The sequence below is a fragment of the Streptomyces sp. B21-105 genome (assembly GCF_036898465.1).
Taxonomy (GTDB): domain Bacteria; phylum Actinomycetota; class Actinomycetes; order Streptomycetales; family Streptomycetaceae; genus Streptomyces.
This window is the reverse complement of record NZ_JARUMJ010000001.1, coordinates 7,782,784-7,799,718: the sequence shown is the minus strand read 5'-3', so window position 1 is coordinate 7,799,718 and position 16,935 is coordinate 7,782,784. Positions and strand designations below refer to the sequence as shown.

Here is a 16,935-nt window from a genome sequence, read left to right as displayed (position 1 = left end):
CACACCACAGGGCGCGCTGGCCCGCGCGCGCCGGGCGGACGGGCCCTACACCTCCAGGTCGACCACGACGGGGGCGTGGTCCGAGGCGCCCTTGCCCTTGCGCTCCTCGCGGTCGACGTAGGAGTCCTCGACCGCCTTGGCGAACGGCTCGTTGCCGTACACCAGGTCGATGCGCATGCCGCGGTTCTTGGGGAAGGCGAGCTGGCGGTAGTCCCAGTACGTGAACGGGTGCTCGTACTTCAGGGGGCGCGGGACGACGTCCGACAGTCCGGCCTCGCGCAGGGACGCGAGGGCCGCCCGCTCGGCCGGGGTGACATGGGTGAGGCCCTCGAAGGCGGCCCGGTCGTACACGTCGTCGTCGGTCGGCGCCACGTTGTAGTCGCCCAGCACCGCGAAGGGCCGGCTGCCCGCCGCGTCCCCGGCGACGGCCGCCTTGAGGGCCTCGAACCACTGGAGCTTGTAGGCGTAGTGCGGGTGGTCGACCTCGCGGCCGTTCGGCACGTACACCGACCACACGCGGACCGGACCGCAGGTCGCCGACACCGCGCGCGGCTCCGGCGCGCCGTCGTAGCCGGGATCGCCGGGCAGGCCCTTGACGACGTCCGCCAGGCCGACGCGGGAGACGACCGCCACGCCGTTCCACCGGCCGGTGGCGTGGACCGCCGCCTCGTAGCCCAGCTCGCGCAGCTGCTCGAACGGGAACTGCTCCTCGGCGACCTTGGTCTCCTGGAGGCACAGCACGTCGGCGCCGCTGCTCTCCAGCCACGCCAGGAGCCTCGGCAGACGGGCGGTGATCGAGTTCACGTTCCAGGTCGCGATACGCATGTCCCACAACCTACCGGGCACCACTGACACTCACAGTGCCGCGCTCTCCCCCGGCGCCAGCCTCAGGTGCTCCGCGCCCCCGAGGGCGCCGATCTGCCGGTCGTAGATCGGCCGGGCGAGGTCGGTCAGCAGGGCGTCGTGGACGTCGTAGGCGCGCTGCGGGCGCACCTCGCGGACGTAGTCGATGACCTCGGAGATCTTGCTCCAGGGAGCCATCACGGGAAGCATCAGCGTCTGCACGGGGCGGTCGGGGACGGTGAGGGCGTCGCCGGGGTGGAAGACCCGGCCGCCGTCGATGAGATAGCCGACGTTGGTGATGCGCGGGATGTCCGGGTGGATGACGGCGTGCAGCTCGCCGTGCACCTGGACGTCGAAGCCCGCCGCGGTGAACGTGTCGCCGTGGCCGACGGTGTGGACGCGGCCCGGGAAGGCCGCGGCGATCTTCTCGGCCACCGACCTCAGGGTCCAGATCTCGGCCGCCGGGTCGGCCTCCAGGGCGGCACGCAGCCGTCCCTCGTCGAAGTGGTCGGGGTGCTCGTGGGTGACGAGGATCGCGTCCGCGCCGAGGGCTGCGTCCGTCTCGCTGAACCCGCCCGGGTCGACGACGAGCGTGCGCCCGTCCTTCTCCAGACGCACGCACGCGTGGGCCATCTTCGTCAGCTTCAGTGCCGTCATGCGTCCCATCCTGCCCCCGCGTCGGCCGGCGGGCTCACTCGGTGGGGGTGGTCTCCTCACGGATGACCTGCTGCGCCACCTTGAACGCGCCGTTCGCCGCCGGCAGACCGCAGTAGACGGCCGCCTGGAGCAGCACCTCCCTGATCTCGTCCGGGGTGAGGCCGTTGCGCAGCGCGGCACGGGTGTGCACGGCGAGCTCCTCTAGGTGGCCGCCGGCGACCAGCGCGGTGAGCGTGACGCAGGAGCGGGTGCGCCGGTCGAGGCCCGGACGGTCCCAGACCTCGCCCCAGGCGTAGCGGGTGACGAACTCCTGGAAGGGCCCCGAGAAGTCGTCGGCCTGCGACAGCGTGCGGTCCACATGGGCGTCGCCGAGGACCTCCCGGCGCACTTTCAGTCCGGCGTCGTGCGGGTCGGGGCGGCCCATGACCTGCGGCGGCTGGAGGACCGGGGCGGGCTCGATCTCCGCGACGGCCACCGGCTGCAGGAACTGCTGGGGCTGCAGCGGCTGCTGGGGCTGCTGGGGCTGCTGGGGCTGCTGGGGCTGCTGCGGCGGCGCGGTCGGCATCGCCCGGACGGGGATGCCCGGGACGGCCGTCTGCCCGGTGCCCGAGTCGTAGGCGGGCTGCCACGCGGTGGAGAAGTGCCGGACCAGCAGGTCGGTGACGGCGGCCGGCTGCTCCACCGGGACCAGGTGCGAGGCGCCGGGGACGACCGCGAGACGGGCGTCCGGGATGCCGGCGACCAGGGTGCGGGCCTCGGCGGGGCCGGTGACCTGGTCGTCCGAGCCGACGAGGACCAGCGTCGGGACGCCGACGAGGCCGATCTCGGCCCGTACGTCGAACGCGGCGAGCGCCTCACAGGCCGCTATGTAGCAGCCGGGGTCGGTGGTGCGCACCATCTGCACGGCCCACTCGGTGATCGCGGGCTGCGCGGCCGCGAATCCGCCGGTGAACCAGCGGTCGGGCGAGGTGCGGGCGATGGGGTCGAGGCCGTTCGTGCGGACGATCACGCCGCGCTGGCGGAACTCGTCGGCCGTGCCGAACCGGGGCGACGCCGCGATCAGCGCGAGCGAGGCGACGCGCTCGGGGTGCCGCAGGGCCAGCTCCACGCCCACCGCGCCGCCGAAGGCGCAGCCCGCGTAGCCGAAGCGCTGCACGCCGAGCCCGTCCAGCGTGGCGAGCAGCCGTTCGGCGAGGTCCGTGACCGAGGCCGCCGGGTGGGCGGGTGCGCCGCCGTGGCCCGGCAGATCGAAGCGGAACACCCGCCACTGCTGGGCCAGCTCCGGAACCTGACGGTCCCACATGTGCCATGTGGTACCCAGTGAGGGACCGAGGATCAGGACCGGGGCGTCTTCTGGCCCGTCAAAGCGGTATTGCAGGGTGTTCATCGGTGTCTCACTCACCCGCCTGACCCTCTCATCTGTCACGGACGCCCCTATAACGCGGGGGCGCTGGAAACCGGTCTGACCAGGTTGAAGACCTCTCGGGCGGCATACCGCTTGAGGCATCGGATGATCTCACGTCGGGTCTTGCCCTCCTGCGTGCGGCGTTCGAAGTACGCCTGGGTGCGGGGGTCGTGGCGCAGCCGGGTGAAGACGATGCGGTGCAGGGCGGCGTTCGCCTGGCGGTCGCCGCCGTAGTTGAGCCGACGCGTGCTCCGCCGGCCAGAGGAGTACTCGATGGGGCTGACTCCGCAAAGGGCAGCAAAGGACGCCTCGGTGTTCAGCCGCTCGGGATTGTCTCCCATGGTGATCAGGAGAGTGGCGGCGCTGTCCGGGCCGATGCCCACCGGTACGAGCAGCTGTGGGGCGTGGCGTTCGACGAGCCGGATCAGGCGCTGGTTCAGCTCATTGATCTGCGCGGTGAGCTGTTCGATGCGCTGGGCGAGCATGCTCAGGGTCATCTGGGTGGCCTGGGCCACCGCGTCCTCTTCTCCTTCATCGTCGGGTGGGCCGAGGCGCGCGCAGGTGCGGAAGAGTTCGGCGTTGCCGAGGCTGGTCAGCCGTTCCCGCAGTGCGGGATCGGCGATGACCAGGACGGCCTTGAGCTGGTTGATCGCCTGGGTACGAGCCTTGACCGCGGAGTCCTTGGCGAGCTTGAAGATCCGGGCGCTGTGCACCGGACCGTCGCCGGACTTGGCCCGGGCCCGGGCGCGACCGCTGAGCACGGCCCGCGCGGCGGCCTGCGCGTCGAGCGGGTCCGACTTCCCCAGCAGCCGACGGGCCGAGCGATCCGGCCGGTTCACCTCATATACCTCGACCTGCTGCGCCAGCAGGTAACGGGCCAGGCCCGCGCCGAAGGTGCCGGTGCCCTCCACACCGGCCCGGCGCACCGTCCCCAGCTCGCCGGCCCAGGCGAGCAGCCGACGGTAGCCGGCCGCCGTGGCCGGAAAGGACTCGGTTCCCAGGACCTTCCCCAGCGGAGAGAGCACGGCGGCAACATGAACCTCGCCGTGCGTGTCCACGCCCAGGACGACCTCGCCCCGAACGGAAGGATTCATGCTGGAGGAGGTGCTGCGCTGTCTGGTCGTCATGGTGGTTCGCCTCCCGCGTGGTGACGTGCTGGGTGGATGGCACCGGCCTGCCCGGGCGGTCTGAACCGTGATGGCGCCTGATCGTCGGCAAGGCCCCTATTGGGACACGCCCTGTGGCTCGGTACCAGCAGGCGCCATCCCGTAACGACAGTCGACATGCCTGTGACTGGACACTTCGGTCATAGATCTCATGAGTCAGACCCCCGTCCGGGACGGCACTGCGCAACCCTCCCATCGATCCCGGCATAACGGCATGCCCCGACCACAGCCGGATGGCTTCGTCCGAACCGCTGCTCAACCTGGCCGGGGCGGGCTGACAATGAGTTGACTCTTCGTCCACTCATGACCGGCCTTGACGAACAGCCGTGTGGCCAGCCTTACCGGCAGTCCTTCGTCGCCCTTGGCACGAACGGCCTCGGACCCTCCAGGATCAGGCGGCCCAGCACGCTGCGGCTGACCCGCGACGGTCGGCGTACCGCAGCGTCTGAGCCGTCCACCGGAACGCTCCCTGCATCCTTGTTCCCAGGGTCTGTGCGATCCCGCCGCCCCGGCCAGGGCCATTCGTCTCCGAGAAGCGGCCGAACGGCATCCACTCCGCGGGGCGGCTGTGAATGACCCCGGGAGGGGTGCGGTGGGTGGCGCCCGCCGGGATCTCACACCGCGCATCGTTCACACACGTCGCAGGGCCATAGGATCTGGGGCGGCCGTCCAACACAGGCGTTCGGGTGCAAGCAGAGCCATTCGGGCATGATGAGAAGGTGCCAACGGCACCTTTTCCGGAGGGAGCGGAAATGGCGGAGAGTCCAGCGCAGGGGCGCAGGGGCGGCCCGGCGGCACCCCAGTTGCGGCTGGATGAGTTGCTGGAGGGCCTGCAGGCGCAGGTGGAGCGGGTTCGCGCGGCCAGGGACCGGGTGCACACGCTGCTGGACGCGGTCCTCACCATCGGCACCGATCTGGATCTCGACGTGGTGCTGCGGCGGATCACCGAGTCCGCGGTCACCCTGGTGGACGCCCAGTACGGGGCCCTCGGCGTGCTGGGCGAGGAAGGGAAGATCCGGCAGTTCATCACGGTCGGCATGGACGAGGACACCATCCGTGCCATCGGCCATTATCCCGAGGGCCATGGCATCCTGGGACTCCTGATCAGGGAGCCGGAGCCGCTGCGCCTGGCCAACCTGGGCCGCCACTCCGACTCGGTCGGCTTCCCCGCGGGGCATCCGCCGATGACCACCTTCCTGGGCGCGCCGGTGCGCGTGCGCGACCAGGTCTTCGGAAACCTGTACCTGACCGACAAGCGCGGAGGGTCGGAGTTCGACGACGATGACGAGGCGGTGCTGCGTACGCTCGCGGCCGCGGCCGGTGTGGCCATCGACAACGCCCGCCTGTACGAGGGCTCCCGGCGCCGGGAGCAGTGGCTGGCGGCGAGCAGCGAACTGACCCGCAGCCTGCTGTCGGGCACCGACCCGGACCAGGTTCTGCATCAGGTCGCCGCCACCGTCCGGACGCTGTCCGGCGCCGACCTGGTGACGCTGGCGGTACGGTTCGACGGCGGCGAGGAGCTGGTGATCGAGGCCGCCGACGGCGAGGGCGCCGAGCAGGTGCGAGGACTGGTCCTGCCGGCCACCACACTGGCCGCGAAGGTCTACCACTCCAACCAGCGGATCAGCAGCAGTGCGCTGTCCGCCGAGCCGCAGGCCGGTGGCGGTTCAGCGGCACAGCTGGGCCTGGGGCCGGGGTTCCTGCTCCCTCTCGGCGGCGGCGAGAACGTGCGCGGAGTTTTGCAGGTGGCCAACCTGCCCGGCGGCGCGGAGTTCTCCGACGCCACCATGGCCATGATCGACAGCTTTGCCGACCAGGCCGCACTCGCCCTGGAGATCGCCGAGCACCGGCGCGAGGCCGAACACCTTGTGGTCCTGACCGACCGCGACCGCATCGCTCGCGACCTGCACGACCTTGCCATCCAACGGCTCTTCGCCTCCGGCCTGACCCTCAATTCCGTACTCGGCCGGATTTCCGACCGGCCCGAGGTGGCCGAGCGCGTCCAGCGCGTGGTCGACGACCTCGACGACACCATCAAGACCGTACGAGGCACGATCTACGCGCTGCACGAGCGCGACCGCTCCGACAGCCGCGGCGGGCTGCGCGCAAGGCTTCTGGCCGAGACCGACCAGGCCGCCGACGTGCTCGGCTTCACTCCCGCCCTGCGCATGACCGGCCTGCTCGACACCGACGTGCCCGCGGACCATGCCGAGCACCTGCTCGCTGTCCTGCGCGAGACGCTCTCCAACGCCGCCCGGCACGCGCACGCCACCGCCGTCGAGGTCACCGCCGAGACGGACGGCCGACGGCTCCACCTGCGCGTCGCCGACAACGGCAGCGGCATCGACCCGGCCGTCACCCGGCGCAGCGGCCTGGACAACCTCCGTCGGCGCGCCACCGACCTCGGTGGCGGCTTCACTCTCACGCCGAACGAACCCACCGGCACCATCGCGGAATGGACCGTGCCTCTCCCCACGCAGACGGACGCCTGAGCCCCGGGGCGGGGGCGGGACCAACACGCTCCCTCCTCGGTGCCGTGCGGCCCCACGACGAGGGCCGGTCACCTCGCGCCTGGTCTCCTCCCCAAACGTCACCGTGGAGGCGCAAACTCGACCCTGGTCCGGCTGAGTCGTCCGAGACATGCCGGGCCCCACCCACGGGCTGGCAACGATGAGCCCCTTCCGGGACGCAGAAGGAACACCAGCCAGGTCGGCGCCGTCCCCTGCCCCGGCCAAGGCGCGTGCCGCCACGACAGGGACAGCACTGAAGTGGGCCGTCCCCGTGGCCGTGGGTCTGACCGTCTACCTGCTGCCGCAGCCGGACGGAATCAAGGCCGGCGGGTGGGCGGTACTCGCCATCTTCACCGGCACCGTACTGGGCCTGATCTTGCAGCCGCTGCCACTCGGCGCGGTCGCCCTCGTCGGCCTGACAGCGGCGATGATCACCGGCACGCTGGAGCCGGACGTCGCGCTCGGCGGCTTCTCCGAGCCGACCATCTGGCTGATCGTGGCCGCGTTCTTCATCTCACTGGGATTCACCAAGACCGGCCTCGGCCGTCGCATCGCCCTGCTGTTCGTCCGTGCCCTGGGCCGCAGCAGCCTGGGGCTGGCCTACGGCATCACCCTCACCGACCTGGTGCTCGCCCCGGCCACCCCGAGCAACACCGCCCGCTACGGCGGCGTCGTCAACCCGTCATCGGCTCGCTCAGCACCAACGCCGGCTCGCACCCCGGCGACGAAAGCCGCCGCAAGCTCGGCGCCTACCTCAGCGTGACCGCCATGCAGATCAACACGGTCACCAGCGCCATGTTCCTGACCTCCGTGGCCGCCAACCCCCTGGTGCAGAAGCTCGCCGCCGACCACGGCATCGCCCTCAGCTGGAGCTCCTGAGCGCTCGCGGCCATCGTGCCCGGACTGGTGGCCCTGCTGGTGCTCCCCGCGCTGCTGTACCGCGTCTTCCCGCCTGCCGTCCGCGCCACCCCCGAGGCCCCGGACCAGGCCCGCGCTCAGCTCGCCGAGCTGGGCCGGATGTCCCGCCAGGAATGGACCATGGCAGGCGTCTTCGTCCTGCTGCTCCTGCTGCGGTCGGTCGGCGGCCAGGTCTGGGACCTGTCCGCCACCGTCTCCGCCTTCACCGGCGTGGCACTGCTGCTCGTGACCGGCGTACTGACCTGGGGCGACCTGGCCGCGGAGAAGGCGGCCTGGACCACCCTGGTGTGGTTCGCCGTCCTGCTCATGATGGCCTCCCGGCCCGTTCTGCTTGCGGAACGGGCCGGAGACCTCGGCAGAAGCCGTCGGACAGCAAGAGAACGTAGTCAAGTTGTCGGTACTCCGTATCTGACGTACCGGCCCGACCAGTCCCGACTGTCAGCCCCAGCGCCTCACTCGTTTCCCGGCCTGGCTTTTCATGATCCCACGCGGTCCCAGCCACGGCGCGGGGCGCGGGCGCCGAGCTGAGTGTCGCGACTGCGGTAGACGATGTAGGGGCGGGTGAGGTAGCCGAGCGGTGCGGTGAGCATGTGCACGAGCCGGGTGAACGGCCAAGCCGCGAACAGCAGGAGGGCGCTGATCGCGTGAAGTTGGAAGAGCACCGGGGCTTCGGCCATCAGGGCGGGGTCGGGCTGGAGGTAGAAGATGGAGCGGAACCAGGGGGAGATCGTTTCCCGGTAGTTGTAGCCGCCGCCCACGATGTTCGCGGCCACCGTGGCGGCCAGGCCCAGGGCGATGGTCACCGTCAGGGAGACGTACATGGCCTTGTCATTGCGGGTGGTGGCTGAGAACACGGGCCCGACGGTGCGGCGTCGGTAGATCAGGATGGCCAGTCCGCCCACGGTGGCGACGCCCGCGATCGTCCCGAGGACAACGGCCGACACGTGGTAGGCGTCCTCGCTGATACCGACCTCTTCGGTCCAGCTCTCCGGAATGACCAGGCCGCCGATGTGGCCGAGGAGTACGACCAGGATCCCGAAGTGGAACAGCGGGCTGCCGACGCGCAGCAGCCGCCTCTCGTACAGCTGGGAGGAGCGGGTGGTCCAGCCGAACTTGTCGTAGCGGTAGCGCCAGACATGGCCGAGCACGAACACCGCGAGGACGACGTACGGCAGCACGACCCACAGCAGAATGCCGCCGGTGCCCGTCTCGGCCGCCAGGGTGAGGGGTTGCGCGGGCGCAGTCATCGGGGACCTCCTACGACGGGGTCGGGCAGGAACACGGGGGATGCGTACGGATCGAGGCCGACCTGCTCCTCGGGCGGGCCCTGGGCGGCCAGGCGCATGACCGCCTCGCGGTCGTCGCCGGCGAGGGCGGGCAGGGTGGCCGAGACGGAGTCCAGGACGTGAGCCCAGGGCGAGCCGTCGTCGGTCAGGGCCAGGCGCAGGAGTTCCAGGCCGGCACGGTGTTCGGTGAGCAGACGCGCTCCCGTGCCCGGTTCGGTGGCGGCGAACTCGAGGACAACGGCGAGGTGGTCGGGCAGCTCGTCGTCGCCCAGGCGCCAGCCGGCCGCCGCATAGGTCTGCTTCAACCGCAGCAGGCCGATGCCACGCTTCCGGGTGTCGCCGTGGGCGTAGTACGTCAGATAGGGGCAGCAGCGTTTGCGGTGGTCGAAGGTGGCGACGTAGGAGGTGGCCAAGTCGGCGGTGGCGGTCCGCCCGGCGTGCGTGGTGAAGCGGAGGAGGGGGCGGGCGACGGGTTCCGGCAGGGTGGCGGTGACCTGACCGGCCAGCGCCAGGCGCTGCTCGAACTGGTCGTCGGGGTAGGCGAGCAGCAGGGACTGGGCCTGCCAGGCGTGGGAGTGCCAGGACTCGGTGCGGGCCGCGCGCGTGGTCTTCTGTTTCATGGTTTCGGCTCGACCTCCCCGTCGCCGGCCGCGCCGACGCCGCTGCCGGATGGTTTGTCCGGGAACAGGCCGGGAGGGGAGCTTTTGCCGTCCCAGTTGAGGAGGTTGACTCGGGTGGCCTTGTCGCTGGGCGTGGCCGGGGTGTCGGCGGTCTGCCGGTCGCGCAGGGCGTGGAAGTTCTCCACCGCGATCGGGGCGGCACCGCCGGAGGTCTCACCGAAGGGGCCCGAGCCGCCCATGCCGGGGCCGCCCTCGTAGTCGAGGCTGCACTCGGTGGCCAACTCTTCGAGTTTGTGGGCCTGTTCGGCGTGCGCGGGCGGAATGACGTACCGCTCGTCGTACTTGGCCAGGGCCAGCAGCCGATACATGTCGTACATCTGTTCTTCGCCCATGCCCACGGCCTTCGGGATCGCGGCATCGGGCTCGCGGCCGAGGTTGATGTCACGCATGTACGCCCGCATCGCTGCCAGCCGGCGCAGGACCGCGTCAACCGGTGCCGGGTCGCCCGCGGTGAACAGCTGGGCGAGGTAGTCGACGGGGATACGCAGGGACTCGACGGCCGCGAACAGGTTCTGGTGATCCTCGGCGTCGCGGCCGGTGTCACGGACGGCGTCGACCACCGGCGACAGCGGCGGAATGTACCAGACCATGGGCATCGTCCGGTACTCCGGGTGCAGAGGCAGGGCCACCTTGTACGTGTTGATCAGTGCGTGGATCGGTGAGCGCTGGGCGGCTTCGATCCAGTCCCGGGGGATGCCCGCCTTCTCGGCTGCGGCGATGACCTGAGGGTCGTCGGGGTCAAGGAAGACCTGTCGCTGGGCTTCGTACAGTCCGGTGTCGTCGGGTGTGGAGGCGGCTTCCAGGACGCGGTCGGCGTCGTAGAGGACGAGGCCGATGTAGCGCAGCCGGCCGACACAGGTCTCGGAGCAGACGGTGGGCAGGCCCACCTCGACGCGCGGGAAGCAGAAGGTGCACTTCTCGGCCTTGCCGGTGCGGTGGTTGAAGTACACCTTCTTGTACGGGCAGCCCGTCACGCACATGCGCCAGCCCCGGCAGCGGTCCTGGTCGACCAGGACGATGCCGTCCTCCTCCCGCTTGTAGATGGCGCCGGAGGGGCAGGACGCCGCGCAGGACGGGTTGAGGCAGTGCTCGCAGATCCGCGGCAGATAGAACATGAAGGTCTGCTCGAACTCGAACTTGATCTTCTCCGAGACCTGGTTGAGCAGCACGTCCTTCTCGCTGGTCGCGGCCGATCCGCCGAGGTCGTCGTCCCAGTTCGCCGACCAGGCGATCTTCATGTCCTTGCCGGAGATCAGGGACTTGGGGCGGGCAACCGGGGTGTGCTCCTGCAGCGGGGCGTTGGTGAGCGTCTCGTAGTCGTAGGTCCAGGGCTCGTAGTAGTCGTCCAGGGACGGCAGGACGGGGTTGGAGAAGATCTGGATCAGCTTCTTGAACCGGCCGCCCGCCTTCAGCGCGAGACGGCCCTTCTTGTTCAGCTCCCAGCCGCCGCGCCACTTGTCCTGGTCCTCGTAGCGGCGGGGGTAGCCCTGGCCGGGGCGGGTCTCGACGTTGTTGAACCACACATACTCGACGCCGGTGCGGTTGGTCCACGCCTGCTTGCAGGTGACCGAGCAGGTGTGGCAGCCGATGCACTTGTCGAGGTTCATCACCATCGCCATCTGAGCCATCACGCGCATCAGTACGTCACCTCCTGGTTGCTGCGGCGGCGGATGACGGTGACCTCGTCGCGCTGGTTGCCGGTGGGGCCGAGGTAGTTGAAGGCGTAGGAGAGCTGGGCGTAGCCGCCGATGAGGTGGCTGGGTTTGATCAGCAGCCGGGTCAGCGAGTTGTGGATGCCGCCGCGCCGGCCGGTGGTCTCGGTGCGGGGCACGTCGATGAGGCGGTCTTGGGCGTGGTGCATGTAGACGGTGCCCTCGGGCATGCGGTGCGAGACGATGGCGCGGGCGGCGACCACGCCGTTGCGGTTGACGGCCTCGACCCAGTCGTTGTCCTTCACGCCGACCTTGGCCGCGTCCTGGGTGCTCATCCAGATCGTCGGGCCGCCCCGCGACAGGGAGAGCATGAAGAGGTTGTCCTGGTACTCGGAGTGGATGGACCACTTGTTGTGCGGGGTCAGGTAGCGCACGGTCACGCCGAGCTCGCCCGTCTCGCCGATGCGGGGCTCGTCGAACAGGGCGTGCATGTTCAACGGTGGCCGGTAGACGGGTAGTTGCTCGCCCAGTGCGGTCATCCAGTCGTGGTCGAGGTAGAAGTGCTGGCGGCCGGTGAGGGTGTGCCAGGGCTTGAGGCGTTCGACGTTGATGGTGAACGGGGAGTAGCGGCGTCCTCCGGTCTCGGAGCCGGACCATTCCGGGGAGGTGATGACCGGCACGGGGGCGGCCTGGGTGTCGGCGAAGGTGATCTGCTTGCCCTCGTGTTCGGCGGCCAGGTCCGCGAGCTGTGTGCCGGTGCGGGCTTCGAGGGTGCGGAAGCCCTGGGTGGCGAGGTGGCCGTTGGTGGTGCCGGACAGGGCGAGGATCGCCTCGCAGGCGTGCGTGTCGCGGGCGATCGAGGGCCGCCCGTCGGCCGTGCCTCCGCGCACGGTGCCGTTCTTGTGCCGCAGGTACTCCAGCTCGCGGTCGACCTTGAAGGTGACGCCCTTGGTGGTGGCGCCCAGGGTGTCCAGCAGCGGGCCGAGGGCGGCCATCTTGTCGGCGACGGCCGCGTAGTCGCGTTCCACCGTCACCAGCTTCGGCATCGTGCGGCCGGGGACCGGCTCGCACTCCCCCGCCTTCCAGTCGAGCACCCGGCCGTGCGGGTTGGCCATCTCGTCGGGGGTGTCGTGCTGCAGCGCGGCGGCGACCACATCCTTGCGGACGCCCAGGTGATCGGCGGCCTGGCGGCTGAACTCCTTGGCGATGGTGTGGAAGGCGTCCCAGTCGGTGCGGGTCTGCCACGGTGGGGCGATGGCCGGATTGAAGGCGTGCACGAAGGGGTGCATGTCGGTGCTGGACAGGTCGTGCTTCTCGTACCAGGTGGCGGCGGGCAGGACGATGTCGGAGAAGACGGTCGTGCTGGTCATGCGGAAGTCCAGGGTCAGCAGCAGGTCCAGCTTGCCCTCGGGCGCCTCCTCCCGCCACACCACGTCTCGGGGACGGGCGTCCGGCGGCGCCTCGGTCGCTCGCACCGAGTGGTCGGCGCCGAGGAGGTGCTTGAGGAAGTACTCGTTGCCCTTGGCCGAGGAGCCCAGCAGATTGGCCCGCCAGATGGTCAGCACCCGGGGGAAGTTCTCGGGGGCGTCCGGGTCCTCGCCCGCGAACCGCAGCCGCCCCGCCTTCAGTTCGTCCACGACGTGCTCGGCGACCGGCCGGCCCGCGGCCTCGGCCTCGTCGGCCAGGTCCAGGGGGTTGCGGTCGAAGGTCGGATAGGACGGCATCCAGCCCATCCGCGCCGACTGCGCGATCACGTCCGCCGTGGTTTTCCCGGCGAACGGGCCGCCCGTTCGCGGACCGGCCGCGGCGAGGGTGTCGGCGGAGAACGGGTCGTAGCGGAACTGGTCGGCATGCAGGTACCAGTAGGCGGTCTGGATCATCTGCCGGGCCGGCCGGTTCCAGTCGCCGGCGGTCGCGATCGCCGAGTAGCCGGTGATCGGACGGACCTTCTCCTGACCGACGTAGTGCGCCCAGCCGCCGCCGTTGACGCCCTGACAGCCGGTCAGCGTGGTCAACGTCAAGAACGCGCGGTAGATGGTGTCGGAGTGGAACCAGTGGTTGGTGCCCGCCCCCATGATGATCATCGAACGGCCGCCGGACTCCTCGGCGTTGGCCGCGAACTCCCGCGCGATCCGCGCCGCCTTCCCGGCCTCCACTCCGGTGATCGCCGCCTGCCAGGCCGGGGTGTACGGCTCCTCCGCGTCCTCGTAGGAGGACGGCCACCGGCCGGGCAGGCCGTCGCGAGCCACTCCGTACTGGGCGAGCAGGAGGTCGTACACCGTGGTCACCAGCCGCCCGGCGACCCGCTGAACCGGTACGCCGCGCCGCAGGAGCGCCGCGCTGCCGTCAGGGGCGTCGAAGCGGGCCAGGGCGACGGCGACCGGCGCCTCCTCGCCGCCCTCGGCGGACAGCAACGGCTGGATGTCGCCGAGGTCGAGGTTCCACTTGCCGGCGCCTGCCTCGCCGTAACGGTCGCCGAGCGTTCCGTTGGGCACCACCGGCCGGCCGGTGGCCGCGTCCAGCAGCACAGTGCGGAACTCCGCGTGCTCGGCCCGCGCATACTCGCCACCCAGGTCGGCGGCGGTCAGGAACTTGCCCGGCGTGAACGTGTCCGGCTCGCCCTCGACCTCGTCCAGGGCCACCAGGAAAGGCAGATCCGTGTACTTCTTGACGTAGTCGGTGAACTGCGGCGTGGCCCGGTCGACGAAGAACTCCTTGAGGATCACGTGTCCCATGGCCATGGCGAGGGCGCCGTCGGTGCCGGGCTGGGCGGCGAGCCACTCGTCGGCGAACTTCACGTTGTCCGCGTAGTCGGGCGACACGGCGACGACCTTCTGACCCCGGTAGCGGGCCTCGGCCATCCAGTGCGCGTCCGGGGTGCGGGTCACCGGCAGGTTGGAACCCCACATGATCAGATAGCCGGCGTCCCACCAGTCCCCCGACTCCGGGACGTCCGTCTGGTCGCCGAAGACCTGCGGGGAGGCGACCGGCAGGTCGGCGTACCAGTCGTAGAACGACAGCATCGCCCCGCCGAGCAGCGAGTAGAAACGGGCCCCGGCCGCGTGCGAGACCATCGACATCGCCGGGATCGGGGAGAACCCGGCCAGCCGGTCGGGTCCGTACTCCTTGATGGTGTGCACGTGCGCGGCGGCGACCATCTCCACCGCCTCGTCCCAGCTCGCCCGCACCAGGCCGCCCTTGCCGCGCGCCTTCTTGTAGCGACGGGCGCGCTCGGGGTCGGAGACGATGTCCGCCCAGGCCGCGACCGGGTCGCCGAGGCGGGCCTTGGCCTCCCGGTACATCTGCAGCAGCACGCCACGCACGTACGGGTAGCGCACCCGGGTGGGCGAGTAGGTGTACCAGGAGAAGGCAGCCCCGCGCGGGCAGCCGCGCGGCTCGTACTCGGGGCGGTCCGGGCCGACCGAGGGGTAGTCGGTCTGCTGCGCCTCCCAGGTGATGATGCCGTCCTTGACGTACACCTTCCACGAGCACGAGCCGGTGCAGTTCACGCCGTGGGTGGAGCGCACCACCTTGTCGTGCGACCAGCGGTCCCGGTAGAAATCGTCCGCCTGACGGCCGCCCTTCCGGTGCAGGGTGCGAAGATCGTCGGAGACCTCCGCCCTGGTGAAGAACCGGCGGCTGCGCACCAGCGCCTCCGCCAATTCGCCGTCCAGGCCCGCCCGCGTCTGTTTCCCGCTGGTCTCCGTGCTCACCGTGCGACTCCGCCCCGGGCGCACCGGGCGCCCGTTCGAATTATGATCGGTTCCGGCCGCACACGACTCTACGACCGCCGTGCCCCGGAAGGTCAACAGCCACACCACGACCAACATGCGGCCTGCCAAAGATCGCCTGCGGGCAGGGCGGTTACCCGGGCTCCGCGAGGCCATACCTGCCCCTGCAGATCCCGCGCCCCCGCTCATTGCGAGCGGGGGCGCGGGATCTGCAGGGCTCCCCAGAGAGCGGGAGCATGGGGTCAGACGGCCGGCCGGGACAGGGCACCGCCTGCCTGCGCGCGCGCCCTCTCGACCGCTTCCCACTCCTCGGTGCTGAGGTTGGCCAGCGCGGCCGGGAAGACCCCGTCCTGCTCCTTGAGGATGTGATCGCGCAGCAGGGCCATCGCCTCGATGAGCCGGTCCGGCCAGGTCGGGTCCGAGGGTGTCGCGCCGTCGGCGGCCTCGGCCAGCACCACCTCGATACGGCGGTGCTCGGCTTCCAGGGCGGCGATCTGCTCGGGGAAGTCCACTGCCATCGCGGGGAACAGGCCGTACTCCTCGACCCGTGTGTGCGGGTCGAGCACGATGGTGATCTCGCGGGCGATCTGAGCCATCCGGTCCACGTCACCGTCCTGGCGGGCCGGGCGGAGGTGGCTGATCAGGCGGACGACCTCGTCGTGCTCGCGGGTCAGCTCGTCGATCGACGCCAGCGACTGGCAGCCGCAGTACTCGCACACTGGTCTACTCCCTGCCTTTCGTTGCTGCCGTTGTGCGCCGCTCGCCCCTACGCGGTGGTGCCGGCGGTGCGGTGCTCTCGCCGACCGCCGGTGCGCGGCTTCCTCTCGCCGCCTTCGGCCGCCGCGCGGACACCGGTGAGGGTGAAGACCAGCGCCGCGGCGGCCACGATCGCGAGCAGGACGAGACCGATCGCGTACGAGCCGTACGCGCCGTACAGCGAGCCCATCACCAGCGGCGGCAGGAAGCCGCCCAGTCCACCCGCGGCGCCGACCACGCCGGTGACCGAGCCGACCTGGTTGGCCGGGGTGCGCAGGGCCACCAGGGCGAAGGTCGCCCCGCTGCCCGCGCCGAGCGCGCCGGCCATGGCCAGGAAGGCGACGGTGCCCACCGGCGCCAGGGCCGGGGTGAACGCCTGCACGACGGCACCGGCCACGACCACGGTCAGCGCACCGGCCAGCACCCGGACCGGACCGATCCGGTCGGACAGCCAGCCACCGACCGGGCGCATCGCCACTGCGAGGAGCACGAACCCGGCCATGCGGTTCGCGGCGTCGGCCTGGGTCAGGCCGTAGCCGGTCTTGAGGTACGTGGGCAGGTAGACGGAGAAGGCGACGTAGCCGCCGAACGCGACCGCGTACAGCGCGGACGCCTGCCAGGTGATGGGCAGCCGGACGGTGGCGGCCAGGCGGCGGGCCAAGGACTCGGTCGGCACGGTGCGGCCGGGCGCGTCACGCAGCAGCAGCGCGGCGGCCACCGCATACACGGCCAGGACCGCGGCGGTGACCAGGAACGGAGTGGACATGCTGTTCGCGTCGACCAGCTTCACCGTGGTCAGGGCGCTGATCGCGGTGCCGCCCATGCCGGCGCCGAAGACGCCGATGGCAAGACCACGCCGCTCGGGCGGGAACCAGGCGTTGACGAGCGGCACACCGACGGCGAAGGCAGTGCCGCCGACGCCGAGGAAGAACCCGCCGATGAGCAGGGCGGCGAGGGAGGAGTGCCCGGCCAGGCCGAGGTAGAGCACCGGCACGATGGTGGCCGCCGACACGATCGGGAACATGACCCGGCCGCCGAACCGGTCGGTCAGGCCGCCGACCGGGATCCGGCCCAGCGAACCGACCACGACCGGCACCGCCACCAGCAGCGACTGCTCGAACGACGACAGGTCGAGGCCGTCCTTGAACCGGGGGCCGAGCGGACTGAGCAGCGCCCACGCCCAGAAGTTCACGGCGAAACCGACCGTGGCCAGGGCCAGCATCAGCCACGCCCGGCCGGACACCGACCCAGTTGACGGTGAGCTGCCGCTCTTCGACTCCAACGGCTGGACCATGTTGTCCGCCCCTTTCCACTTCATGGTGGTACTGCGC

Annotated in this window: 11 protein-coding genes and 1 pseudogene; 2 read left to right on the top strand and 10 right to left on the bottom strand. The window is 70.8% G+C overall.

Annotated elements, in window-relative coordinates; genetic code table 11:
- Positions 1-45: 45 nt before the first annotated feature.
- The 4 genes from QA802_RS34945 to QA802_RS34930 are packed head-to-tail and all read right to left on the bottom strand — an operon-like array spanning position 46 to position 4,032.
- Positions 46-825 carry an exodeoxyribonuclease III gene (locus QA802_RS34945; protein WP_334531324.1) on the bottom strand — a complete coding sequence of 260 codons (780 nt, stop codon included), beginning with the start codon at positions 823-825 and terminating at the stop codon, positions 46-48.
- 30 nt (positions 826-855) lie between these two features.
- Positions 856-1,491: an MBL fold metallo-hydrolase gene (locus QA802_RS34940; protein WP_334535060.1), complete on the bottom strand. Its 636-nt coding sequence runs from the start codon at positions 1,489-1,491 to the stop codon at positions 856-858.
- A 43-nt stretch (positions 1,492-1,534) separates the two neighbouring features.
- Entirely contained in the window at positions 1,535-2,902 is a 1,368-nt protein-coding gene (pcaDC, locus tag QA802_RS34935; protein WP_334531319.1) for a bifunctional 3-oxoadipate enol-lactonase/4-carboxymuconolactone decarboxylase PcaDC, read from the bottom strand.
- Between the two features lie 32 nt (positions 2,903-2,934).
- On the bottom strand, positions 2,935-4,032 hold the full coding sequence (locus tag QA802_RS34930) for an IS110 family RNA-guided transposase (protein WP_334531316.1): 1,098 nt from the start codon (positions 4,030-4,032) through the stop codon (positions 2,935-2,937).
- 791 nt (positions 4,033-4,823) lie between these two features.
- Between QA802_RS34930 and QA802_RS34925 the strand changes: the two genes are divergently transcribed.
- Together QA802_RS34925 and QA802_RS41770 are read left to right on the top strand one after the other, a co-directional pair.
- Positions 4,824-6,563 carry a sensor histidine kinase gene (locus QA802_RS34925; protein WP_327720272.1) on the top strand — a complete coding sequence of 580 codons (1,740 nt, stop codon included), beginning with the start codon at positions 4,824-4,826 and terminating at the stop codon, positions 6,561-6,563.
- Positions 6,564-6,711: 148 nt separating this feature from the next.
- A pseudogene (locus QA802_RS41770) lies at positions 6,712-8,027 on the top strand (DASS family sodium-coupled anion symporter).
- Here QA802_RS41770 and narI read toward each other — a convergent pair.
- From narI to QA802_RS34880, 6 genes are all read right to left on the bottom strand, one after another.
- Positions 7,976-8,746, bottom strand: a complete 771-nt coding sequence (gene narI, locus QA802_RS34905; protein ID WP_327720269.1) for a respiratory nitrate reductase subunit gamma — start codon at positions 8,744-8,746, stop codon at positions 7,976-7,978. The pseudogene QA802_RS41770 and the gene narI sit on opposite strands and share 52 nt — an antisense overlap.
- Entirely contained in the window at positions 8,743-9,405 is a 663-nt protein-coding gene (gene narJ / locus QA802_RS34900) for a nitrate reductase molybdenum cofactor assembly chaperone (protein WP_123994589.1), read from the bottom strand. The genes narI and narJ overlap by 4 nt, the downstream gene beginning before the upstream one ends.
- Positions 9,402-11,102, bottom strand: coding sequence for a nitrate reductase subunit beta (gene narH, locus QA802_RS34895; protein WP_334531309.1), 1,701 nt, complete (start codon positions 11,100-11,102; stop codon positions 9,402-9,404). Before narH ends, narJ begins: the two co-directional genes overlap by 4 nt.
- A complete protein-coding gene (locus tag QA802_RS34890) occupies positions 11,102-14,830 on the bottom strand; it encodes a nitrate reductase subunit alpha (RefSeq protein WP_334531307.1) in 3,729 nt (1,242 codons plus the stop codon). Before QA802_RS34890 ends, narH begins: the two co-directional genes overlap by 1 nt.
- A gap of 260 nt (positions 14,831-15,090) precedes the next feature.
- Positions 15,091-15,567: a hemerythrin domain-containing protein gene (locus tag QA802_RS34885; RefSeq protein ID WP_327720266.1), complete on the bottom strand. Its 477-nt coding sequence runs from the start codon at positions 15,565-15,567 to the stop codon at positions 15,091-15,093.
- A gap of 47 nt (positions 15,568-15,614) precedes the next feature.
- On the bottom strand, positions 15,615-16,826 hold the full coding sequence (locus tag QA802_RS34880) for an MFS transporter (protein WP_327722636.1): 1,212 nt from the start codon (positions 16,824-16,826) through the stop codon (positions 15,615-15,617).
- Positions 16,827-16,935 lie beyond the last annotated feature (109 nt).